Raw genomic sequence first — 22,195 nt, 5'->3', positions numbered from 1 at the left:
GTAATAAGAATGCACCACTTTCGCCGGATGCACCTCCTCGGCGAACGAACAGCTCACCGGTGTGTGTGATCGGCAGGACGATCACCGCGCCCATCGCCGTGACGTGCAGGTTCGGGTAGGAAGGGTGCCGCTTTGGGATCTCTTCGTTGGCGCCGGGAGGGCAACCTCCCGCCGGAGAGGACGAGCTTCGTAGGACGGCGGGAGCTGGTGTCCCGCATCTCCGCCGCGGTGGGGTCGGCGCGGCTGGTCACCGCCTTGGGCACCGGGGGCGTCGGCAAGACGCGCGTGGCGTTGCAGGCCGCCCGGCGATTGCAGGCCGAGGGCCGCTATCCGGACGGTGTGTGGCTGGCGGAGCTATGGGCGCTGGACGACCCCGACGTGCTGGGCAGCGCGATCAGCTCGGCCTTCGGGCTGGCCGACGTGTCGGCGCGACCCGATGTCGAGGTGCTCATCGAGTTCCTCGCCGACAAGCACCTGTTGCTGGTCCTGGACACGTGCGAGCACATGATCGGCGCCGTGCGCAAGCTCGTCACGACGCTGCTGCAGGCCGCGCCGGGGATGACGATCCTGGCGACCAGCCGGGAGACGCTGAACCTGCCCGACGAGCTGGTGATCGTCGTGCCGCCGATGAGCGTCACCCGCGACGGCGAGCGCGAGGCCGAGGCGGTCGAGCTGTTCGTCAGCCGTGCCAGGGACGTGCTGCCGCAGTTCGAGCTCGGCCCGCACAACGCCGCCGGCGTGGCCAGGCTGTGCCGCAGGCTGGAAGGGATCCCGCTGGCACTGGAGCTGGCGGCGGTCCGGTTACGCGGCCTGTCGGTGGACCAGATCCTGGACCTCGTCGCGCAGACCACCGACCACCTGGCCCAGCAGAGCGCCGTGGACGACATCACCGACGGGATCCTGCCCGCGCCGCAGCCGCCCGCCGTACCGCCCGACTATCCCTTCAGCGGCGGCGCGCGCCATCACACGCTGCGCGCGGCCATCGGCTGGAGCCACCAGCTGTGCGAGCCGGCGGAACGGCTGCTGTGGGCCAGGCTGTCGGTCTTCGCCGCCGACTTCGACGGGGTGGCCGCCCGCGAGGCCTGCGGGGGCGACGGGCTGCTGCCCGACGAGATCGACGACCTGCTCGACGGGCTGGTGCACAAGTCGATCCTGACCGTGCAGCAGAACACCCGCACCATCCGTTACCGCATCCTCGACACGCTGCGCGAGTACGGCGCGGGCTGGCTCGAGCAGCTGGGCGGCACCGAGACGATGCGGATCCGGCACCGCGACTACTACCTGCGCCTGGCACAGCGCGGCGAGGACGCCTGGTGGGGACCCGGCCAGGTGCGCTGGTGGCACCGCATGCGCGCCGAGAACGCCAACATCCGCACTGCCATCGACTACAGCCTGTCCCACCCCGACCAGGCGGCGCTCGGCCTGGAACTGGTCACGTCGCTGTGGTTCCTCTGGGTGGCCTGCGGGTTCTCCGCCGAAGGGCGCCACTACCTGGTGCGGGCCCTGCACGCCAACCAGCTGCCCTCCTCGGCCAGGTGCAAGGCGCTGTGGGTGGAGGCGTACCTGGCCTGTGCGCAGGGCGACATCCCTGCCGCGGTGGCACGCGCCAAGGAGTGCCGCAGGGAGGGCGCCGAGATCGGCGACAGCGACGCGGTGATCATCGGCACGAAGATGCTCGGCACGGCCGCGGTGCTGACCGCCCAGCTGGACAAGGCCAACACGCTGTTGGGCCTGGCCATCAGGAGCCTGCGCCAGGACCCGGCCACGCTCGAGCCGGTGCTGATGCCGGCCATCGTGGAGCTGGCGCTCGTCCACGTCATGCAGGGACAGGCCGCCGAGGCGCTGCCGACGCTGGAGGACTGCCTGGCCACCTGTGAGGCGGCGGGGGAGCAGTGGCTGCGCTCCTACGCCGAGTACGTGCGGGCGATGGCCTACCGACAGCTGGGCCGCATCACCGAAGCGATCGAGTCGATCAGGGCCTCGCTGCGCATCAAGCGCCACTTCCGCGACGTGCTCGGCATAGTCCTGGACCTGGAGGCCCTGTCGCAGATGGTGATCACCGCGGGCCTCCCACCGGAGACGGCGGCCCAGCTGCAGGGCGCTGCCATGGTCAACTGGACGGAGTACGGCCTGCCGTTGATGGGCAGCCCGTTCTTCAGCGACGACCACGACCGGTGCGCGGCCGAGATACGCCGGCTGATCGGCGAGGACGCCTACCAGGCGGCGCTGGCCCGCGGCAAGACGATGAGCCTGCCCGATGCCGTCGCCTACGCCACAGGCGACAGCGCCGACCTGGGCACCATGTCCGACGACTTGGCGGGGAGCACCTTCTAGAGCATCGTCGCGTAGCGGGAACTGGAGGCGGAGTAGTCGACCGACCCACTGATCCAGCAGCCGAGCCCGCGCAGGTAGGCCTGTACCTCAGGGGCGCCGCCACGGTCGCGCTCGCAGGCCGCCCGCATGCGGGCCAGGGCCGCCTCCCGCATGGCCACGGTTTCCGCGATGGCCTGCCGTAACGTGCGGCCGGCGGCGACGAGCACAGCGACCAGGTTGTTGGGCGCGTTCGGGCCGAGGCGTTCCTTGGCGTAGGAGAACAGGTCGTTGTCGTAGACGACCACGTCGACGGCCGCCACGGTGGCGGCGCGCACGTCCGGGTCGGTCCACTGCCGCTCGGTCAGCGGCAGCCCGGTGGCCAGCGGGATGATCGCGAACACGGTGAACATGGCGCCGGTGTCGCGCCGCATGCACCGGTAGTCGTCCAGGCTCGGCACCAGGGTCAGCTCCCTGTTGGCCGCCTCCCACGCCTGCGACAGCGCATAGGTGATCATGGCGTCGGCCCATCGGCGCAGCGCGCCCGAGCCGCGGTCGTACCGATCGATCCGCTCGCGCAGGTCGGCCAGCGCCTCGGTGAACGGCGTCGGCTCGCGGGCCTGCCCGCCCTCCAGCACCCGCCACATGTCGGGGATCAGCCGCGCGGTGTCGGCGACCCCGCGCGAGGTCTCGAAGATCACGTCATCGGCGGCGAACAGCCACGTGCACAGGTCGGCGCCGATCTGCAGGCGCTCGCGCGTGGCGTAGGGGTAGACCCGGGCTGCCAGCTCGCCGTAGCGGGCCCGCAGGAACTGCCGGGTGTGGTGCGGGTCGAGCAGCCGGTGCGCGGCTGCCCAGGCCATGGTCGCCGCCTGGATCTCCTCGACGTGCGGGCTGATCTCCGAGGGGAAGGGCGAGCTGAGCGGGGGGATCACAGGGGCGATTGAAGCGGATGATCGTCCCGCATGTCAAATATTTGACGACGGTCAGATGAATGGCCACTGACCAGGCATTCTCTCTATTTAGAAAATATCTAGATGGCAACTGTCAAAGGCTTGACAGTTAGTGGGGCCGTCCACCACGCTGATCTCTGCGTTCGTGTTCCACCCCATGAGCCCCACGCCGCACTGGAGGTGGTGGTACCGGTGACCGCAAGCCCCAGGCACTGGGCGTTCAACCCAGCGCCGCCGCCCATCACCCCTCCCGACACCGACCAGGACCACACCTGCGAGGGCTGCTTCCCCCGCGCTCAGCAGGCGCTCATCGTCGCGATCTGCCGTCGCGTCGCCGGTGCCGGCGCGGACGTCGCCAGCGGCAACTGGCCGCTGGGCGGCGTTGAGATCTGGACCAGGGAACCCGGCAGCGGCAGGCCGCTGGACGAAGGCGCCGCCTGGGTGCTGCACCACAAGATGGCCCGCCAGCTCGCGCTGGTCGGCTGGCACACCGAGGTGGACGCGCGCCGTGTGCTGGTGCTCGGGTGGAGCCTGTCCGCACTGCGGCATCGCGCCCGCATGCTGCAGGCCGCGCTGGGCCGGCTGACCGGCTTCGGTCCCACCGCGTACCGGGCCGCCACGCTCACCGGGGACCTGCTGGCGGGGCTGTGCACCTCACCCAGCGAGTTCGAGCGCGACTTCGTCGTCGACCGCACCTGCGCCCTCATCGCACGGGCCCTGCGCTGGCCGGCCTGGCTGGCCGAGATCGCCCGCTACGAGCGGACGTCGCAGGTGCAGCGCATGCAGCTGGCGCTGGCCCAGATCGCCGGGCTCGAGCGCAAGCTCGCCCACGCCTGCCAGGAGCACCTGGCGCTGGCGGCCCGGGTCAGCCGGGCGGTCTGCGAGGACGCCGCCGCCGGCGGCTCGCTGGAACGTGCCCGGTTACGCGCGCTGGCCGAGGCCCAGGGCTGGCCCACGCACGGCCCGGACACCAGACCGGCGACGGGAGCCGGTTCGGACGCTGAGCCGCCGCAGGCCGGGCCGATGAACCTGACCGAACGGCGGGTGGCCGCCAGCACTCCGAACCACGCCGTAACGGCCCATCGCGACCCGGCGGATCTGCCGCAGCCCGGACGGTGATCGCGGTGACCGCCGCCGGCCTCCCGTCGCCCACCACCTGGCCCGCCCTCCGCCCGGACGCTCCCACGCTGTTCCACCAAACCCAGCCCTCGGTACGGCACGCTGCCCGCCCACCCGCTCCTGCTCCCGTTCGGGGTAACGGTGGGGCGCGGCATCGCAATCCCGGACGGCCGGGGCTGGTGAAGGTGGTGGCCGCGGCGACCATGGCGCTGTGGATGGCCGACAGCACCGCCACCACGCTGGTCGTGCCCGCGCTGGCCGACGACAGGATCGGCAGCGCGCTGCCGGTGACCCAGCTGAGCTGGATGAGCACGATCTCCTTCGCCACCATCGCGGCCCTGCTGGCGACGGCCGGGCGGCTCGCGGACCTGGTCGGGCGGCGAGCCGTGCTCGCGCTCGGCATGGCGGCCTTCGGGCTCGGCGCGTGCGCGGTGATCGCGGCGCCGACGTTCCCCGTGCTGCTGGCCGGGCGGCTCACGCAGAGCGTCGGCTCGGCCATGATGGTGCCCGCCTCGCTGGCCCTGCTGCTGGCCGAGCTGCCTCCCGGCCGCCGCACCGGCGCCCTGGCCTGGTGGAGCGCCGCCTCCGGCATCGGCGCCGTCCTGGCCCAGGCGGGCGGCGGCACGATCCTGGCGGCCGCCGGCTGGCGGGCGGTCTACGTCCCCTGCGCGGTGGGCGCCCTGGCCGTCCTCCTCCTGACCGCCGAAGTCCCACGCTCCCGCAACCCACGCGCCGACCTGCCGCTGCCGCGCTCCCGTGCGCTCAGGGAGGGGCCGGATCTGGCGGGGGCGTTGCTGCTGGTGGCCGCGATCGGCGGGGCCGTGCTGGTGCTCTCGCTGGGTGGCCGGTGGGGGTGGACGTCGCCCAGGACGCTCGGGCTGGCCGGGTTCGCAGTGGTCGCGCTCGGCGGGGCGGTGGCCACGTCGGTCCGGCACGGTGGCGTTGGAGCGATCGATCTGCGGTTGTGGCGCCGGCCCGGGTTCGGGTTCGGGTGGCTGACGACGCTGCTCTACGGGATCGAGAGCTTCACCGTGCTCATGGTCGCCCCGATGTACCTGCGCGCGCACGGCATGGACGCCCGCCAGGCCGGGCTCGGGCTCGCGCCGATGTCGCTGGCCGTGATCGTCGCCGCGCCGCTGTCGGCGATGCTCGCCCGCAGGCGCGGGCCCGCACCGGTCATCCTGCTCAGCGGGGTGACGGTGGGCGTGGCCGCGCTGCTGATGCTCGGCGAGAGCGTGCCGGGGGCGCGCAGCGTGCTGGCGGCGACGGTGATGGGCCTGGGGCTCGGAGCGCTGGCCGCCTCGACGTCGATGATGGGCACGCTGGCCGCCGAGCCCGCGCAGTACGGCGCCGCGGTGGGGGCGGTGACGACCGCCCGCATGCTGGGCGGCGCGCTCGGTGTGGCCGCGGCCTCCGCCGCGATGGAGCGTCCGCTGCCGATCGGCCCCGCGCCCTCCTTCGCCACGGTCGCCGCCGGGCTGCTGGCGGTCGCCGCCCTGATCTGCGCCGCCGTACTCATCCGCGGTCGCCCCCACCGCACGCCGATGAGTACGGCGGCGCCACGCCGGACGCCGGTCGAGCCGCCCGGACGGACAGGGACGCCTCGCCGTACTCCCGGCAAGGCGGTCGAGTCGGGCCGCCGTACTCCCGGCAAGGCGGTCGAGCCGGCCCGCCGTACTCCCGGCAGAGCAGTCGAGTCGGCCCGCGGCGCATCGGACCTGTCGGCGGAGCAGGAGGTGGTGGTGTTGCGGCGGCTGCTGGTGGAGCTGCGCGAGGCCTTCGCCCAGGTGCACGACGGGGCCGAGCTGGAGCTGACCCGGCTGCAGGTGGATCTGCCGCGGCCGCGCCTGCCCGAGGGGTGGGCGAACCGCGATCTCTTCGAGCGTTCGTAGCAAAGGAGAACGAGCATGCCCGACCAGGCTGTCTCGCGCAGGCCGGCGCATCGGCGCCCATACGGCGCGGCAGAGGCGCAGAACGACCCGAACGAGGTGCTGACCAGCCCGCTGCCGCGGATCCCCGCGGCCTCGGCCCGTACCGTCTACCAGCTGCAGCGGATGCGGCACGTGTCCGCGCAGGCCATGACGAAGATCGACGAAGTGCTCGGGCGGGCCGGCTGAGATGCGCACGAGCAGGCCCGCCGCGGACACCAGGATGCACCCGCTGACCCTGGCCGACGTCGAGACCGCCGCCGGCGCCCGGCTCGACGGCGCCGTGTGGGACTTCGTGCAGGGCGGAGCGGGCGACACCGTGCGGGCCAACGCGGCGGCGTTCGCGAGATGGCGGCTGCGGCCCTCCGTCGGCGTCGACGTCTCCGCGATCGACCCGGAGATGAAGCTGCTCGGCTCGCACTGGCGGATGCCGATCGCGATCGCGCCCCTCGCGCCGATGCGGCTGTGTCACCACGACGGCGAGCTCGCCTGCGCCGCGGCCGCGACGGCGGCGGGCGTGCCGATGACGCTCGGCATGCTGGCCTCGTACTCCGTCGAGGTGGTCGCCGGCCCGCAGACCGTGCTGTGGCAGCAGCTCTACCTGCTGCGCGACCGTACGGTGACCGCCTCGGTCGCGCGGCGCGCGCAGGCCGCGGGGGCCACCGCCCTGGTGCTCACCATGGACACGCCATGGACGGGACGCCGGATCGGCGACATGCGCAGCGGCTTCCGCATCCCTGAGCACATCAGACCCGGCAACCTGGGCGACATCGTGCCCGTCACCTGGCGCGACGTGGCCTGGCTGGCCGAGCAGACGGACCTGCCCGTCATCTGCAAGGGCATCGGCACCGGCGGCGACGCGGACAAGGCGATCGAGGCGGGCGCCGCCGCGGTCGTCGTCTCCAACCACGGCGGCCGCCAGCTCGACGGCGCGCTGGCCAGCCTGGACGCCCTGCCCGAGGTGGTCGAGGCGGTGGCCGGCCGGATCCCGGTGCTGATGGACGGCGGCGTCCGCACCGGCCGCGACGTGCTCGTCGCGCTGGCTCTCGGGGCGCGGGCGGTGCTGGTCGGCCGGCCGGTCCTGTGCGGGCTGGCGTACGCGGGCCGCCAGGGGGTGGAGCAGGTGCTGGGCATCCTCGCCGACGAGCTGCACGACGCGATGGGCCAGTGCGGCCGCCCGACGCTCGCCGCCGTCGACCGCAGCCTCATCACCCCGGCCAACGGTGCTCCGGGGTGACCGCAGTAACCAGGAAGGATCGGCCGATCATGGAACACCCCATCACGCGCATGATCTTGTCGCACGACGGGTCCACGACCCGCCTGCTTGAAGAGCTGCTGCGTGAGCCGCTGTCGTTGCGCACCACGCTGCAGACGCTCAGGGAGGCACACGCCGTGCTGCCCCGGCACCTGCGGGCGCGGCTGCAGGTCGAACCCGCCGACCCCGTCGTGCTGCGGCGCTCGCAGCTCGTCACCCGCTCCGGCTGGGTCGTCACCTCCAACAAGGTGGTCGGCAACCCGCTGCACCCCGCCGCCCAGCTCGCGCTCGCCGCCCAGGACCGGCCGCTCGGCCTGGTGCTGCGCGCGAACCGGCTGGAACAGCACCGCGACCAGCTCGCCGCGGGCACCACCTCCTGGTACTGGCCGGGGTACGGCCATCTGTCCAGCTGCTGGCGCGACTACCTGATCACGGTCTCCGGCAGGCCCGCGCTCTACATCCGCGAGACGTTCCACCCCGAGGTCGCCCCGGTGGACGTGCGGCCCGTCGAACCCCTGGCGCTGTGAGGCTCCCATGTATCCGACCGCCGCATCACCGGCCGCCTGGGGCCGCAGCCGCCGCACCACGTCCACGCCGGGCGGCCTGCTCGTGCTGATCGGTACGGCGGGCCGCACGCTCACCCCGCACCAGCAGGCAGCCGTGGCCGAGCTGGCGGAACGCTGGCCGCTGCTGCTGGCCGGCGCCGAGCCCGCCGGCCGTACCGTCGTCCACCGGCAGATCAGGCCGGAGGCGATGACCCGTCAGGCCATCATGGCGGCACTGGCCACCTGCGAGTTCCTGCCGCCGGTACGCGCCGTGCTGACGCTGGAGTCCCGGCTCTGCGCGGTCGGCACCCGCCTGGCCAGCGAGCTGGGCCTGCCCGGGTACGGCATGGCCGCGGCCGACGTGGTCACCCATCCGATCCGCACCTTCGACCGGCTGGGGAACGCCGGGTTGCCGATCGCGCCCGGCGAACCCGCCGAGCTGGTCGCCTGGTGCGTGACCGCGCCCCCGCATCACACGGTCGTCGCGGCCGTCACCCGGCTCCTGCCGCATCCGGGGTCGCGGGCCGACGAGCTGGTGGACGTGGAGGATCCCGCGCTGGCCGACCCGGCGGTGCGCGAACTGGCGGCGGAGGCCATGCGCGCGCTCGGCGTCCAGAGCGGCATCACCCGGCTGCACCTCGACCTGTCCCATGCGATCACCGGCGCGAGCCCCGGCCTCGGCGACGACCTGGGCCGGACGGTACGCCTGGCCACCGGGCTCGACCTGGTCCGCGAGGCCGCCTGGCTCGCCTACGGGGTGCGCGGGCCGCGGGAGCTGGCCTCCACCAGGTGCACGATGGCCCGCCGGGCCTGGGTCCCGGCGCCGGATCGGCCGGAATCCCGGGATCGGCTGCGCGGCATGGCCTGGGTGGACTCGGTGATCTGGCACGACGGCGAGGCGGAGGTGATCGTCATCGGCGGCGACGCGGAGCAGTGCGCGCGCTGGATCGACCACGCGCGGCACGTCCTGGTGGGGTCGAAGCCATGGTGACGGCCTGGCTGCTGATGTGCGCCGCGATCGCGGTCGAGGTGGCCTCCACGACCGCGCTCAAGGCCGCCGCGAGCAGCGACTCCCACCTGGGGTGGACGGTGACGGCGCTGGCGGGGGTGATCGTCTCCTATCTGCTGATGGACGGGGCGCTGCGCCTGCAGATGGAGGCGTCGGTGGCGTACGCGGTCTGGTCGGGCGTCGGGACCACGGCGATCGCGATCATCGGGGCCCTCGGATTCGGCGAGTCGCTCCACCCGGCGAAGATGATCGGGATCGCGCTGATCATCGTGGGCGTGGCGCTGCTCAACCTCGCGCCCGGCACGCAGCCCGCCGCGCTGCGACATCCGCACTCGTCCACGTACCGGCTGGTCGAGGCGCTGTCCGGGCTCGACACGGCGCTGGACGAGCTGGCCAGGCTCGATCCCGCGCGGGTTCGGCGGGTCGCATGAGCGGTCCTGGGCCGGCGCTGGGCGTGAGCCTGATGGCTCAGGGCGCCGCGCTGTCGGACCTGATCGGTTTCACCTCGGCGCTGCCCATGCTGCGAACCCAGGATCTGCCGTGGGCCAGCCTGGCCTACGTCGGGTCATGGGCGGCGGCCATGCTGCTGTGCCGCCAGCTGGCCAGGGTGGCGTCATGGCCGGTGCTCACCGCGGCCGCGCAGGCCGGGTTCGCGGCCGGCTGCGGCCTGGTGATGTTCACCGACTCCTGGCCGCTGCTCCTGGTGGCGCGGGCGGTGCAGGGGTGCTGCTGCGCGCTGATGCTGACCTTCGCGCTCGGGCTGCTGCTGGCGCACGGGCCGCGGCGTGGCGCCGCGTTACGCGCCAACAGCGGGGCCGCGCTGGCCGGGGCGCTGCTGGCGCACACCCTGGCCGCCGGGCTGGTGCCCGCGGTGGGCTGGCGGGTGCTGCTGGCTCCCGGCCTGGTGCTCGCGGCGTGCTCGGCCGTGCTCAGCCTGGGCGTGCCCCGGGGGCTCGCGCCCGCGGAAAGCATGATCCTGCTGCCGCGCGCGCTGGTGGTCCTCGTCCATCGGCGCCTGGTCGAACTCGCCGACGGCATCGACGTCGCCGCCGACTGCACCGAGCAGGCGATCGCCACCCTCACCGGGCGCAGGGCCGCCCTCCCTTCAGTGCCTGCCGCCCTGCCTGGCGGGAGGCCGAGCCGTGCCGCGGTGACCGATCGCGAGCCGCGGCTGGCGTTGACCGGCGCTGACGGGCCGGCGCGACGCCGGCCGTACGAGCAGACGGACGGGCACGCGGCGGAGGCCTTCCGTGCGCTGCGACGGGGGAGGCGGTGAGGTCAGTGGTCGTGCGTCTCGTCGAGCTTCTCGCCCAGCACGTCGGCGCTCTGCCTGGCCGCCTGCGCGACCTTGCGCAGCGCCGCCATCTGCTGCTCCAGATACGGCACGGCATCAGGTACGGCGGGCAGCCGCAGCGTGGGCTCGTCGTCCGGCTCCGGAGACCCCTCGTCCGGCGGGATGTCACGGCCGTGCCGGGGCTGGTAGCCGTCCTTTCGTTCCCGATCGTCCGCCACCCGATGATTCTGTCCGCTTCCACCGGAAGGTATCCGACACATGTGGCAATCGTTACCCGATGAGGCGATCGACTTCGTCGAAGACGCGGGCCGCGAGTACGGCTCCCTCCTGTACGACTACGCCCGCACGACGCTCCCGCAGCGGGAGGCCGAGCGGGTGGTCGCGGCCACGCTGGTCGCGGCCGTCGTCAACGCCGCCAGGCTCACCGACCTGGACAACCTGCGGCCCTGGCTGTATGGCCTGCTGCGTGCCCACCGCAGCGCGGCGGCCGGGGCGACGAGCACCGGGTCGTGGGTGCGCCCGGGCCAGGACGCGGCGCTGGAGCTGCTGCCCGAGGGGCTGGCCGGCCTGCGGAAACCGCAGCGGGAGGCGCTCGACCTGGTGCACCGGCACGGCCTGACGCTCGCCGAGATCGCGCTGATCTTCGACGCGGGAATCGTGGAGATCGAGATCCTGGTCGACGACGCGGCCGAGAGCCTGGAGCGGTGGTACGCCGCGGTCTGCGTCGCCCGCTCGGGCCGGGGGTGCCACGTGCTGGCCGAGCTGGTGTCCGCCTGGGAACGGGCGCCGCGACGCCTGGCCAGGACCCAGATCGGTCACCACATCGAGGGCTGTCCCACCTGCCAGGCCGCGCCGCGGGAGCGCTCGGCCGCCGAGCTGATGCGGGGCCTGCCCATCGAGGAGGCGCCCGCGACGCTGACCGATCACCTGGCCGAGGCCGAGGACCTCGACCTGGACTGGCGTCCTGACGGCTTTCCCCGGCAGCATGACGCGCTCACCGAGGCGCGCCAGGACAGGCCGTTCCGTGCCTGGGAGGAGGTGTGGGACAAGCGCCCGGACGAGAGCGATCCCGAGGCGCGCCTGTCCCCGCTCTGGCTGATGGGCCTGGCCAGGCGGCTCGGCCCGGCGGTGAAGGTGACCCTGATCGCGGGCACGGTGGTGACCGTCGTGCTGGGGGTGGCGTTCGCCTGGTCGGGACGGCAGGCCGTACAGCCGACGTCGCTCGCCGGGCCCGAACGGGCCGGTGCGGGCCTGGCCCCGTCCGGCACGACCGTCCCCCTCGATCCGTCCCGCACGGCGGCCCCGCTCGATCCGCTGCCCAGCGTCCCGGTCGGCCAGCCCACGGGTCAGCCCACGGTCCAGGTCGGCCAGCCCGCCGTCACACTGCCCGCCACGACCCCGCCCACCGGCCTGGACGACCCGCCCACCACCCCCGCCGCTTCACCGCAGAACACCGGCAAGCCCGCCACCCCGCAGAACACCGGCCGGCCGGCCAAGCACCCCTCCAGCCCGCCGCCCGCCCCGACCAAGCAGCCGGCGTCCACCGATCAGCCGGTCCGCCAGGGTCCGAGTGAGCCTCCCCAGTCCAACGCCAAGCGGGCGAGCTCCAAGCCGCTGGCCGCCGCCGCCCTGCCCAAACCGGCGGCGCCCGAGGCGAGCCTGTCGCCCTCTCGCCTGGACCTCGGCTCCAGCCGCTCGGGCTCGTTCTCGCTGGCCTGCCCGGGCGCCAGCTGCCAGGTGACCTCCGCCTCGGGCACGGACGGGATCTCGGTATCGGGCACGAGCGTCTCCGTGGCCGCCAAGGCACCCGCGCCCGACTGCTCCTTCGTCACGCAGGAAGGGACGGTGACGGTCAGCTGGACGGGCACCGCGACGGGCGACGGCAAGACCACCCAGGGGAGCACCAGCGGTTCCGGAACGCTCACGCTCACGGTCAGCTACAAGGCCGTCAACCCGGCCACCGGCGGCTACCGGGTCTACGACGGCTCGCCCCTGAACAACTCCGGCGGCAAGTGCTAGCCCCCGAGTCGAGATGAGGTTCACCATGAAAAGGATCGTCGAACGGCTTCGCCGGCTGCGCCTGTCCCGCAAGGAGAAGATCGCCGCAGGGGCCGTGATCATCTGCGCTCTGATCTTCACCCCGTTTCTGGCCAGCGCGGAGAACCTGACACCCGGCGCGGACGTGGTCCCCCCGGCTCCCCCCTCCTCGAGCCTCACGGGTCCCAACCGGGTGGCCCCGGTGCGGTTCTGCAAGGAGGCCGGCATCTACGTCGACGAGAAGTACCGGCTGGGCACGGGCTGCTCGCAGGCGATCACGTGCCTGATGGACGCGTCCCTGCACAAGTACCGCTGCCAGAACGCCAAGGGCATGCCTGTCGCGCCGCCCGCCTGCCGCAACAAGGCCGACCGGGCGTACTACGTGTGCGACGACCCGAACTCCGTCTACGTGGCCACCCTCCAGCCCTACGCCGTCTACACCAGCGCGCCCACGACCACCGCCTTCCCGGAGGTGAGGTCGCAGCCCACGGTCTACCCCGGGGTGGAACCGCAGCCCACGGTGACCGCCGCGGCACCGCAGCCGACCCTGAGCAGCACACCCACGCAGCCGACCGGCACAGTCCAGACCAACACAGTCCCGACCAGCACGGTCCCCGCGGGCACCGCGGACGCGATCCGCGCCGCCAAGGCGGCCAAGCTGCGGACCTGGGTCGAGCACGACCTCAGCGCCGACTACCTGACCGGCGGACCGCAGTACCGCACCGCACTGCAGGCGCTGATCGCGGCCGCCAAGCAGCCGGGCGTCACCGGCGTGAAGTTCGCCGACTACCTTGGCTACCCGCGCGACGGCCGCACGTTCACCGGCGAGGCCGACGTGAAGCAGTTCCTCGCCACGACCGCCACCGCGCTGCGGGCGGCCCTGCCCGGCAAGCGGCTGGCGATCGGCGTCGCGGTGCCCGAGCTCGGCTGCGGCTCGAACGCCGCCTGCGCGACCGCCATGCGCGCCAAGGCGCCGCTGGCCACCAAGAAGACGGTCGGCGACTACCTCGCGGCCGTCACCCTGGACAGGGTCGAGCTCGCCGACGGGCTCTGGGGGCCGAGCTACCGCACGTACAAGATCACGGCCGCGGGAGCCAGTGCCGCGCAGTGGCAGGCCGTACGGGCTCTCGGCTGGGACACCTGGACGCAGGTCACCTCCCGCCAGTACGGCCTGGCACACACCGGCGACACCTCGCCGTGGGACCAGGCCACCGCGACCGCCCAGGTCGACACGCTCGTCGGCAACGTGATCGGCAGGGGCGTCCCCTCGGTGACCCTGTGGGGGCACAAGAGCCTGGCCGGCCAGGACACCTACCGGCTGCTCGACACCGGGCTCGCCCCGAACCTCCTGTGGACCGCGCTGACCGGCAAGGGCCTGCGTGACCGGCTCGCCGTCGTCGTCGACCCCGCCAGCACCGAGCGCGGAGCCGCCGCCGACATCGCGACCCTCGCCCAGGGCGTCTCCGAGATCTTCATCCTCGTCTGATCCATGGCACCCGACGATCCTCCGGGTCCGGGTGGCGGGCGGGCTTCGCGGCGCATGCCGTACAACCCGCTGCCCGGGCGGATCGAACCGCCGGACGACGAGCCGGTCCGGCTGGTCCGGCCGCGTCGGACGGAGCGCTGGTGGCTGGCCGGGGCGGCCGTGCTCGTGGTGTCGGCCTTGATCGTCCTGGTGTGGCGGAACCAGGAGTCGCCGCCCGCCGTACCCTCGCCCATCGCGTCGACCGCCCGACTGACGCTCCACACCACCACCGGCACCGGCGCCGTCTTCCAGCCGCTCACCACCCGCACGGCCTGGCCCGTCAAGCCCAGCCACGCGAAAAGCCGCACCCCGAGTCCCAAACCGACACCGACACCGACACCGACTGCGGCGCCGAAGCCCTCACCACGGCCGACGGTCACCGTCACCAGCAGGGTCACGGTCACCCCCAAGCCCACCCGAACGCGTCACAAGGAGGTGTACGGCGGGCCGAGCGAACCGCCCGTCGGGCGGCCGACCTGTCTCACCTGGGGAGACTGTCACGACGACCCTCCCGGTGCGCGCGGATCTTGAACCGGTTGCCGCACAGCTGCGGCGAGCACCAGCGCCCGCGCCCCGGCCGGGACTGGTCGTAGAAGATCCACTGGCAGTCGTCGGCCAGGCACATCTTCAACCGTGCCCACAGCCCGCGAGCCGACAGATCCACCGCGGTGATCAGAACCCGGGCCAGCGCGGCATCCACCCCCGCGGCGGCCGAGACCAGCCGCGGACCGGCCCCCGCACCGGCCGCGACCAGCAGCGGGAAGTCCGTGAGCGGGACCGGCTCCGCCGGCGGCGTCTGGCGGGTGCTGTCGCGCAGGGCCGCGCGCAGCCGCACGGCCCGCTCGAAGCCATCTGGATCCTCACCCTGCGGCAGCCCGTGCGCGCGCAACCACCGCGCGAGCGCCGCGGGACCGCCCTCCCAGGCGTCGCCGGGCGCCATCCGCTTCCCGTGCACGCGGTACTCGCGCAGGTCGAGCGAGTTGACGAAGGCGTGCACCAGCGCCACGTCGGCGGGCAGCCCGGTGACCTCCTCCGGATCCGCGGGTGGGCGCACCACGCTAACCGTCCTGGAGGAACGGGCGGGTGATGTCGGCGGAGACCTTGCGGTAGGCGTCCTTGACCCGGATGCGGTCGCCGTCGAACTCGTACACGTCGCACCCGCGCACCTCGACGGCGTTCGGGTAGGTGTACGACCAGGTCGACACGCCCCGGTCGCCCGCGATGACGGTCATGCCGCCGTTGGACTGCGCGCCCGCGTCGTAGGCGAGCTTCCCTCCTGGTCCAGGGGCTGGTGATCGGCGGCGCGGTCCTGGCCTAGGGGCAGCGCCGCCGATTTAGCTATGTCTGGCGGAAGAGGCGCTCGTGTTCGTCCCAGCGGGCGGCGTTGATCCGCTGGGCCGCGTTGTGCTCACCGCCGGCACGCATCGTCCGGGCCATCGCGCGCAGGCGTCTGGCCGAGGCGGCCACCGCGTCGCGCACTCGGCCGTCCGTGCTCCAGCCGTCGTCCTCCTTCAGCCCCGCGGCCAGGCTCGTGGCCACCGCTTCGAGCCGCTTGGGATAGGTCTTCCACTCGCGCTCGATGTCCTGCTCCAGCACGTGGATCGCATCGCCCAGCGCGTCGGCGTCGTAGTTGCCTCTGAGTGTGCCGTCGGCGCGCTCGCCGTGCCCGCCGCGGTCGCCCGTGTCCACGGTGGCGTAGGGCAGCAGGTTGCGGAAGGTCAGGTAGGCCGTGGCCGACTCGCCCGCCGTGGGCTCGGTCAGCGTGGCGAGTGCCGCGTCGAAGAGCGCGCCGAGCTGGCCTCCCTCGAGCTGGGCGAGCGGCAGGAGCGCATCCAGCTTGATGACGGCGGACTCCAGGTCCTTCTCCAGCGCGCTTCCTGCTTCGTGACCCGCTGACGTTTCATCGCTGTCTCCTCCGGGATTGATGGACCGCTCCAACACGGCGGTTGTCCCTCTTCACGGAGGCATGTGCAAGGAATTGTCCGCACTCGGTCAGCGGGCGCCGGTGATGCGGAAGCGGGCGCGGTGGTCGTGCGCCCAGGTGGCGAAGGTGCGGGGTGGATGGGGGAGGGCTCGGGCGAGGTCGTCGGTGATGCGGGCGTTGCCTCCGGAGGCGACCAGACGGGAGCCGTCGGCGGCCGTCTCGGCGAAGGCGGGGTCCAGGCCGGCGGCGATCAGCTGCTCGTGGTACTCCTCCGGGGAGATGTCGATCGTCGCGAGGTCGCGGCCGAGCACCTTGGCCAGGACGGCGACCTGGTCGGGGACGCTGATGAGGTCGGGGCCCGTCAGGGTGAGGACACGGGAGACATGGGCGCCGGTGGTGAGGGCCTGGACGGCGACCTCGGCCACGTCACGGGTATCGACGACGCCCTGCGTGCCCGTCCCCGTGCTGTTCTGGATGGGGTCGCCGCGGCGGATCGCGGGGGCCCAGCGCAGGGCGTTGGAGGCGAAACTGGAGGGACGCAGCACCGTCCACTCCAGCTCGCCCGACCGCAACGCCTGCTCGCCCGCCCCATGCCACGAGACCGCGCTGATCGCCGACAGCTTGACCACCTTGCGCACGCCCGCGGCCCGCGCGGCGGCGAGCATGGCCGCGTCGTGCCGGGCGATCCACGGGCCGGGCGCGCTGAGCAGGAAGAGCGCCTCCACGCCGCGGACCGCGTCATCGAGAGACGGCGCGTCGTCGAAGTCCCCGCGCACGACCTCCACTCCGGGCAGCGCGACGTCCTTCCGCGTCATCGCGCGCACCCGCTCGCCCCGCGCCGCCAGCAGACGGACCACTTCACCACCGATGGTGCCTGTGGCACCGGTAACCAGGATCATGGCCGCCAGCCTGCCAGCGGGCCCACCAGCGCTTATAGGAAGTTCCGGCACGGGTAGCGTGGGGGCCATGGTGGTGCCGGAGCGGTTGCGGTGGCTTGTCAGCGAGATCACGGAAGTGAGGTCCGGCGGTCCGTCCCTCGTCCACCTTCCCGACCCTGACACGTGCCTGGTCTTCCGCGCGCGTACGGCAGGCCGCGGCGACCTCCTGGTGGTCGGGCCGCGCACCCGCGCGTCCTATCACAACGGCAAGGACCTGCCGGTGTGCCTGCGGTTCCGGCTGCGCCCGGGGGCGGCCCGGCTGCTGTTCGGGGTCGCGGTGAGCGAGCTGGTCGACCGGATCGTCCCCGTCGGCGAGCTCTGGGACGGCGCCGGCGACCTGGCGGCGGAATCGGGCGAGGACGTCGTGGGGCGCCTGGAGGAGGCGCTGCCTGCCATGCTCGCCGCTCGTTCCACCGCGGACCTGGACCGCGCGGGACTCCTGCGCACCGCCGCGGGAGCGCTCAACGGGGAACGGCGCGAAGCGCTGCCCACGCTCGCCGGCAGGCTGGCCGTCAGCGAGCGCCATCTGCGCGACCTGTTCTCGGACGGCATCGGCCTGCCGCCCAAGCGCTTCCAGCGCCTCGCCCGCCTGCGCAAGGTGCTCGCCCGCGGCGGCACCAGTCGCTGGGCGCAGCTCGCCGTGACGGCCGGGTACTACGACCAGTCCCACATGACCGCCGAGTTCCGCACGCTGATGGGCGTCACTCCCGCGGCCTACTTCGCGGGCCGGCTCCCGGCGCTTCGCCCCTGCTGAGCCAGCTCGGGCAGGCAGACGGTCAGCGCGCCGGGCACGACCCTGGCCTTGAGCCGGTCGGTCGTGCCGCGGTCGCCGCCGTCCAGCTCGTACGTCAGAGGCGAGCCGAACCGCACCGACACCCGCCTGGCGCGCGTGACGCGCACCAACGGCGAGTTCTCCGAGCGCCCGGCGACCATCCGGCCGAGCACCCTGGCCCACTCGACCGGCCCCGAGGCGGTGGACACGCCCACCTCCAGCCAGCCGTCGTCGGGCCTGGCGTCGTCGAACGCCTCGACCCCGCCCGCGATGGTGCCGACGTTGCCCAGCAGCAGGCAGCTGCCCCGCCCGTCGAACCAGGTCGCGCCGTCGACCTTGACCTTCATCGGCACGGGTGCCCCGCCGACGTGCCTGATCGCCGCGGCGACGTAGCCGAGCTTGCCGAGCCTGCCCTTGGTGCCGCCGTCCACGTCGGCGATCATCTCGGCCTCGAACCCCGCCCCGGCCATGACCGCAAAGTGCTCGCCGTTCACCTTGCCCAGGTCCAGGACGGCGCGCCGGCCGTGGAAGCCGAGCCGTACCGTCTCGTCGAGGTCGACCGGGATGCCGAGGTTGGCGGCGAAGAGGTTCGCCGTCCCCGCGGGCAGGATCGCCATGGGCACGCCCGTGCCTGCCAGCGCGTCGGCGCACCGCTGCACCATGCCGTCGCCGCCCCAGACGAACACCAGCTCGGCGCCCTGGGACAGCGCCTTGCGGACCTTCTTGGGCGCCTTCCTGCTCTTGGGGACCTCGTACCAGATCAGGTCGCCGACGTCCTGCTCGCTGATGAGTACGCGCAGCCGGTCGAGCCCGGCGCCTAACGTCTTCTTGCGGTGCGCGATCACCGCCACTGTGGTGGACACGCCAGCGCGACTACCCATGACTCATGTGCCTCGAACCGGGTAGCTGCCGCGAATGCGACCGAGACTCGCGCTCGCCGCAGCGCTCATCATGATCCCGTTCTCGTTGCTGCTGGTGGTGGCGAGGATGCCGGTCAACGGGCTGGACCGCGGCGTCGCCTACGACCTGCACGTCTACGCGCTGTCGCATCCGGCGCTGACCAGGTTCCTGGCGGTGTGGACCGACGTGTTCGGGCCGTGGACCTGGCGTATCGCGGTCGTCGTGCTGGCCGGCTGGATGCTGTACCACGGCGCGCCCCGCCTGGCGCTCTGGGCGGTCACCACCATCACCGTGGGCGGAATGCTGGCCCTGGCGGTCAAGATCGTGGTTGCCAGGGCCAGGCCGCTCCTGCCCGATCCCGTCGCGCTGGCGCCGGGCGACTCCTTCCCGTCCGGGCACGCGGCCAACGCGGCGCTGGGCGCCGGGGTGATCGTCCTGCTGGTGCTTCCCGCGCTGCCGCGCCGAGGACGGTGGGTGGCCTGGGCGGTTGCCGGTTTCCTGGTGCTGTCGGTCGGCTACACGAGGATCGCGCTCGGCGTGCACTGGGTGAGCGACGTGGTCGGCGGCATCGTGCTGGGCGCGGCCGTGGTCGTCGCCGCCGCGGCGGCATTCGAGATCTGGCGAGAAGAGAAATCCAACGAGGGATCGGAACCGGAATCATGGTCAAGTACTACGCACTGACGATCCTGTTACCACTTGTCCTGCTGGGTGCCGTGACGTTCGGCGCCGGCGAGCTGATCCTGGCCTGGCCCACCGGCGAGGAGGCCATCAGCAGGACCCTGGCCGCCGATCGGACACCGCTGCTGAACACGCTGACCGACTTCGGCAGCAGCCTGTCCGACACTCCGTACATCGTCGCGCTCACCGCGGCGGCGGCCATCGCCTGCCGCCTGATCTACCGGCGCTGGCGCGAGTCGATCTTCCTGGTGGCGGCGGTCTGGAGCCAGTCGCTCATCTTCCTGGCCACGACCGAGCTGGTCGGCCGCCACCGGCCGCCCGTGTCCCACCTCGACCCCGCGCCGCCGACCTCCAGCTTCCCCTCAGGCCACGTCAGCGCCGCCGTCTGCTTCTACTGCGCGGTGGCGCTCGTGCTGACCACACACCTCCGCAACCGGGCGCTGCAAGTGGTGATCTGGGTGCTCGCCGTCGCCGCGCCGCTGATCGTCGCCTTCTCCCGGCTCTACCGGGGCATGCACCATCTCACCGACATCGGCTGGGGCCTGCTGCTCGGCACCTGCTGCGTCGCCATCACCGCGCGCATCCTGTACGGCGAGGCTCAGAACCCGCCCGAGCGGCGCAGCCGAGGAGGCCTGCCGTCCGGGTCGACCACGAGCCGGTAGAGCGGCATCGCCAGCGCCTTGCGGAAGCGGTTGAGCTCCGGCTGCGGATGCGGCCGGAGCCGCCCCGGCGGTCGCGGCCCGCGCCGGCCGCCCCGGTGCCAGGCCTCGAGCCGCGCGGCCGACTCGGCGAACGCCTCGAACACGGTCCGCGGGGCGCACAGCTCGTCGACCTCGCCGGGATCGCGGTCCAGATGCTCGGCGGCCAGCGCCAGCCGCAACTGCCTGGCGAACAGCCCGGCGCCGGCGGGCGGGCGCGGGTCCTCCCGCTCGTCGAGGACCGCGCAGCTCAGCTCGGAGTCGAACGTCCACGAGCGCAGGTTGACGTTGTCGGACCCCACGCTCGCCCACACGTCGTCCACCACGCACACCTTCGCGTGCACGTACACGGGCGTCCCGTCATGGTTCTCCAGGTCGTAGAGCGCCACCCGCCCGTCGCCCGCGCGCATCAGCCGCGACAGTGCCTCCACCCGCCCGATCAGGCTCGCGGGCCCGGCCAGCCAGCCGTCCTGGTCGGGGTACCGCGGCACGACGATGATCATGCGCAGCTCCGGCTCCCGCTCCAGTGCCTCGGCGAACGGCTCGATCACGTCCGTCGACCACAGGTACTGGTCCTCCAGGTAGACCAGCGACCGCGCCCGCGCCAGCACCTTCCGGTAGGCCCGCGCCACGCTCCGCTCGCCCTCCGGCGCGAACGGATACGCCCACCGCAGGTGCGGATAGGTCCGCAGCAGCTGTACGGCGTGCGTCCCCGCCTCCGGCGGCGGCGGTCCCGGCTCGGGCAGCGCAGGCACGTCGGCCATGTGGGCCAGCCGGTCGCGCAGCCGGTGTAAGGGCTGCCTGGTCTCGGGCGCCGGGTCGCCCCAGCGCTCGCGGAAGACCTGCTCCACCTCGGCCACGGCGGGGCCGCCGATGGCCACCTGCACGTCGTGCCAGGGCGGACGCGGGCCGTAGCGCCGCGGCATCGGCGCCGCCTGCGGATCGCCCAGATGCAGGCCGTCGTCGCGGCGGCTGTGGCACAGGTCGATGCCGCCGAGGAAGGCCACGTCCCGCTCGGGTGCGCCGTCGTGGCGCAGGATGACGAACTTCTGGTGGTGCGAGCCGCCGCTCCGTACCCGCGTGTCGAGCACCGCCTGGCCGCCCGCCGCCTCGATCTCCTCACCCAGGTGGCGGTTCTCGGCGGAGCTGAAGCGCAGGAAGTCCAGGTGCGAGCGCCAGATCAGGCCCCTGACCAGGGCGCCCCGCTCCGCCGCCCGGGCGATGGCGGCGCCCACGCCGGGACCGTCGTCGGTGAGCCTCTCGTCGGGGTCGCCGCGCCAGTCGGCGAACAGCAGCAGACCGCCCTTGCCCAGCGCGGCCAGCCGGTCGCGCAGCTCGCGGAAGTAGGTGGCGCCGTGGATGAGCGGGCGCACGAGGTTGCCCCGCGTCCACGGCGCGAGCCGGGTGGCGTCGTTGCCGCGTTCCTCCCCGGTGAGGAACCAGTCGTCGAGTCTCATGTCCGCCGCCAGCGAGCCTCCCCGAAGCAGTAGCAGGCGAACAGCAGTACGCCCGCCGCCACTACGGCCAGCAGCCAGGGACCCGCGGGGGTGCGGGCGAACGCTCTGAGCGTCGCGTCGATGCCGCCCGCCTTGCCGGGGTCGAAGGTGACGGCGGCCTGGACGACGAAGATCCCCGCCAGCCCGGCGATCAGCCCGCGGGCCAGGTATCCGGCCAGCCCCAGCTTGTCCATCACCGCCGCGGCGCGTGGCGGCATCGGTCCGAGCTGCCGCTTGAACTTCCTGGTGACCGCCTGGCGGATCCAGTAGACGCCGAGCGCGAGGATGCCGAGCCCGATCGCGCCCACGAGGATCTGTCCGGCGGGCAGGTTGAGCAGTTTGCCGGTGATGTCCTGCGACTGCTTGTCGTCCGACCGGGTCCTGCCCGCCAGCAGCACCATCAGCAGCGAGAAGCAGACGAACGCGTACACCACGACCCGGCTGACCGCCTGGATCCGGTCCTCGGTCTTGTGGGAGCCGAAGAACACCTCCGACGCCTGCCAGAGCGCCAGCGCCGCGAACCCGGCGGCCATGGCCCACAGCACCACGGCCCCGAACGGCAGGTCGGACACCGTCTTGATGGCGCCGCTCTTGTCCGCCTCGTGGCCGCCGTGACCCAGCGCGATCTGGACCGCCAGTACCCCGATTAACCCGTACAACGTGCCACGACAGGCCAGCCCGAACCGCGCGATGCGGTGCATCGTCCGGCTGTTGGCCGCCCGTCGTGCCGTGGTTTCGGCCTCAGCCACCTTGTTCCTCCCGGAGTCCGTCAAAGACCCTTGAAGTGCCCAGGAATCCGCCTTCTAGGCCTACG

At 73.1% G+C, this 22,195-nt stretch carries 24 protein-coding genes; 15 read left to right on the top strand and 9 right to left on the bottom strand.

From position 1 onward, the window contains the following. Nucleotides 1–207 precede the first annotated feature (207 nt). The gene (locus tag ACIBHX_RS30925; protein ID WP_397070845.1) at nucleotides 208–2,334 is read left to right on the top strand and encodes an ATP-binding protein; all 2,127 of its coding nucleotides are present in this window, start codon (nucleotides 208–210) and stop codon (nucleotides 2,332–2,334) included. On the opposite strand, the gene ACIBHX_RS30920 is transcribed toward ACIBHX_RS30925, so the two are convergent. Further along, nucleotides 2,331–3,245 (bottom strand): hypothetical protein, encoded by a 915-nt coding sequence (locus tag ACIBHX_RS30920; RefSeq protein ID WP_397070844.1) that lies wholly within the window; start codon nucleotides 3,243–3,245, stop codon nucleotides 2,331–2,333. The genes ACIBHX_RS30925 and ACIBHX_RS30920 overlap by 4 nt on opposite strands. Before the next feature lie 210 nt (nucleotides 3,246–3,455). Between ACIBHX_RS30920 and ACIBHX_RS30915 the strand changes: the two genes are divergently transcribed. The 8 genes from ACIBHX_RS30915 to ACIBHX_RS30880 are packed head-to-tail and all read left to right on the top strand — an operon-like array spanning nucleotide 3,456 to nucleotide 10,395. Beyond that, nucleotides 3,456–4,382: a hypothetical protein gene (locus ACIBHX_RS30915; RefSeq protein WP_397070843.1), complete on the top strand. Its 927-nt coding sequence runs from the start codon at nucleotides 3,456–3,458 to the stop codon at nucleotides 4,380–4,382. A gap of 5 nt (nucleotides 4,383–4,387) precedes the next feature. Continuing rightward, nucleotides 4,388–6,274 carry an MFS transporter gene (locus tag ACIBHX_RS30910; RefSeq protein WP_397070842.1) on the top strand — a complete coding sequence of 629 codons (1,887 nt, stop codon included), beginning with the start codon at nucleotides 4,388–4,390 and terminating at the stop codon, nucleotides 6,272–6,274. A gap of 15 nt (nucleotides 6,275–6,289) precedes the next feature. Further along, nucleotides 6,290–6,499: a hypothetical protein gene (locus ACIBHX_RS30905; protein ID WP_397070841.1), complete on the top strand. Its 210-nt coding sequence runs from the start codon at nucleotides 6,290–6,292 to the stop codon at nucleotides 6,497–6,499. 1 nt (nucleotide 6,500) lies between these two features. Further along, nucleotides 6,501–7,547 (top strand): alpha-hydroxy acid oxidase, encoded by a 1,047-nt coding sequence (locus ACIBHX_RS30900; RefSeq protein WP_397070840.1) that lies wholly within the window; start codon nucleotides 6,501–6,503, stop codon nucleotides 7,545–7,547. Between the two features lie 29 nt (nucleotides 7,548–7,576). Then, nucleotides 7,577–8,092, top strand: a complete 516-nt coding sequence (locus ACIBHX_RS30895; RefSeq protein ID WP_397070839.1) for a chorismate pyruvate-lyase family protein — start codon at nucleotides 7,577–7,579, stop codon at nucleotides 8,090–8,092. A 7-nt stretch (nucleotides 8,093–8,099) separates the two neighbouring features. Beyond that, on the top strand, nucleotides 8,100–9,101 hold the full coding sequence (locus ACIBHX_RS30890) for a hypothetical protein (protein ID WP_397070838.1): 1,002 nt from the start codon (nucleotides 8,100–8,102) through the stop codon (nucleotides 9,099–9,101). Next, nucleotides 9,095–9,550 carry a DMT family transporter gene (locus ACIBHX_RS30885; protein WP_397070837.1) on the top strand — a complete coding sequence of 152 codons (456 nt, stop codon included), beginning with the start codon at nucleotides 9,095–9,097 and terminating at the stop codon, nucleotides 9,548–9,550. Before ACIBHX_RS30890 ends, ACIBHX_RS30885 begins: the two co-directional genes overlap by 7 nt. Then, entirely contained in the window at nucleotides 9,547–10,395 is an 849-nt protein-coding gene (locus tag ACIBHX_RS30880; protein WP_397070836.1) for a hypothetical protein, read from the top strand. Before ACIBHX_RS30885 ends, ACIBHX_RS30880 begins: the two co-directional genes overlap by 4 nt. Nucleotides 10,396–10,397: 2 nt before the next feature. Here ACIBHX_RS30880 and ACIBHX_RS30875 read toward each other — a convergent pair whose 3' ends face one another. Further along, nucleotides 10,398–10,631, bottom strand: coding sequence for a hypothetical protein (locus ACIBHX_RS30875; RefSeq protein WP_397070835.1), 234 nt, complete (start codon nucleotides 10,629–10,631; stop codon nucleotides 10,398–10,400). A gap of 40 nt (nucleotides 10,632–10,671) precedes the next feature. Between ACIBHX_RS30875 and ACIBHX_RS30870 the strand changes: the two genes are divergently transcribed. Genes ACIBHX_RS30870 through ACIBHX_RS30860 form a run of 3 tightly spaced genes read left to right on the top strand, consistent with a single transcriptional unit; the run spans nucleotide 10,672 to nucleotide 14,506 of the window. Next, nucleotides 10,672–12,432, top strand: a complete 1,761-nt coding sequence (locus ACIBHX_RS30870) for a hypothetical protein (protein WP_397070834.1) — start codon at nucleotides 10,672–10,674, stop codon at nucleotides 12,430–12,432. 25 nt (nucleotides 12,433–12,457) lie between these two features. Then, nucleotides 12,458–13,936, top strand: a complete 1,479-nt coding sequence (locus tag ACIBHX_RS30865; protein ID WP_397070833.1) for a hypothetical protein — start codon at nucleotides 12,458–12,460, stop codon at nucleotides 13,934–13,936. A 3-nt stretch (nucleotides 13,937–13,939) separates the two neighbouring features. Further along, entirely contained in the window at nucleotides 13,940–14,506 is a 567-nt protein-coding gene (locus tag ACIBHX_RS30860; RefSeq protein WP_397070832.1) for a hypothetical protein, read from the top strand. Here ACIBHX_RS30860 and ACIBHX_RS30855 read toward each other — a convergent pair. From ACIBHX_RS30855 to ACIBHX_RS30840, 4 genes are all read right to left on the bottom strand, one after another. Beyond that, a complete protein-coding gene (locus ACIBHX_RS30855) occupies nucleotides 14,457–15,032 on the bottom strand; it encodes a CGNR zinc finger domain-containing protein (RefSeq protein WP_397070831.1) in 576 nt (191 codons plus the stop codon). The genes ACIBHX_RS30860 and ACIBHX_RS30855 overlap by 50 nt on opposite strands. Before the next feature lies 1 nt (nucleotide 15,033). Continuing rightward, nucleotides 15,034–15,207, bottom strand: coding sequence for a hypothetical protein (locus ACIBHX_RS30850; RefSeq protein ID WP_397070830.1), 174 nt, complete (start codon nucleotides 15,205–15,207; stop codon nucleotides 15,034–15,036). Nucleotides 15,208–15,313: 106 nt separating this feature from the next. Further along, the gene (locus ACIBHX_RS30845; protein WP_397070829.1) at nucleotides 15,314–15,916 is read right to left on the bottom strand and encodes a hypothetical protein; all 603 of its coding nucleotides are present in this window, start codon (nucleotides 15,914–15,916) and stop codon (nucleotides 15,314–15,316) included. A 51-nt stretch (nucleotides 15,917–15,967) separates the two neighbouring features. Continuing rightward, entirely contained in the window at nucleotides 15,968–16,798 is an 831-nt protein-coding gene (locus ACIBHX_RS30840) for an NAD(P)H-binding protein (RefSeq protein WP_397070828.1), read from the bottom strand. A 67-nt stretch (nucleotides 16,799–16,865) separates the two neighbouring features. Here ACIBHX_RS30840 and ACIBHX_RS30835 point away from each other — a divergent pair, with 67 nt between their 5' ends. Next, nucleotides 16,866–17,591 carry a helix-turn-helix domain-containing protein gene (locus ACIBHX_RS30835; protein WP_397070827.1) on the top strand — a complete coding sequence of 242 codons (726 nt, stop codon included), beginning with the start codon at nucleotides 16,866–16,868 and terminating at the stop codon, nucleotides 17,589–17,591. On the opposite strand, the gene ACIBHX_RS30830 is transcribed toward ACIBHX_RS30835, so the two are convergent. Further along, on the bottom strand, nucleotides 17,552–18,472 hold the full coding sequence (locus ACIBHX_RS30830; RefSeq protein WP_397070826.1) for a diacylglycerol/lipid kinase family protein: 921 nt from the start codon (nucleotides 18,470–18,472) through the stop codon (nucleotides 17,552–17,554). The genes ACIBHX_RS30835 and ACIBHX_RS30830 overlap by 40 nt on opposite strands. Nucleotides 18,473–18,524: 52 nt before the next feature. Between ACIBHX_RS30830 and ACIBHX_RS30825 the strand changes: the two genes are divergently transcribed. Then, entirely contained in the window at nucleotides 18,525–19,190 is a 666-nt protein-coding gene (locus ACIBHX_RS30825) for a phosphatase PAP2 family protein (RefSeq protein ID WP_397070825.1), read from the top strand. After that, on the top strand, nucleotides 19,169–19,849 hold the full coding sequence (locus ACIBHX_RS30820) for a phosphatase PAP2 family protein (RefSeq protein ID WP_397070824.1): 681 nt from the start codon (nucleotides 19,169–19,171) through the stop codon (nucleotides 19,847–19,849). The genes ACIBHX_RS30825 and ACIBHX_RS30820 overlap by 22 nt, the downstream gene beginning before the upstream one ends. Here ACIBHX_RS30820 and ACIBHX_RS30815 read toward each other — a convergent pair. Further along, a complete protein-coding gene (locus tag ACIBHX_RS30815) occupies nucleotides 19,786–21,342 on the bottom strand; it encodes a phospholipase D family protein (RefSeq protein WP_397070823.1) in 1,557 nt (518 codons plus the stop codon). The two genes, ACIBHX_RS30820 and ACIBHX_RS30815, sit on opposite strands and share 64 nt — an antisense overlap. Beyond that, complete coding sequence (locus ACIBHX_RS30810; RefSeq protein WP_397070822.1) at nucleotides 21,339–22,130, bottom strand: DUF1206 domain-containing protein; 792 nt, start codon at nucleotides 22,128–22,130, stop codon at nucleotides 21,339–21,341. The genes ACIBHX_RS30815 and ACIBHX_RS30810 overlap by 4 nt, the downstream gene beginning before the upstream one ends. Nucleotides 22,131–22,195: the final 65 nt, after the last annotated feature.

It is taken from the genome of Nonomuraea sp. NPDC050536 (assembly GCF_044457685.1).
In the GTDB taxonomy this organism is placed as follows: domain Bacteria; phylum Actinomycetota; class Actinomycetes; order Streptosporangiales; family Streptosporangiaceae; genus Nonomuraea.
Note: the sequence above shows the minus strand (reverse complement) of the source record. Positions and strands in the feature narration are given on the sequence as shown.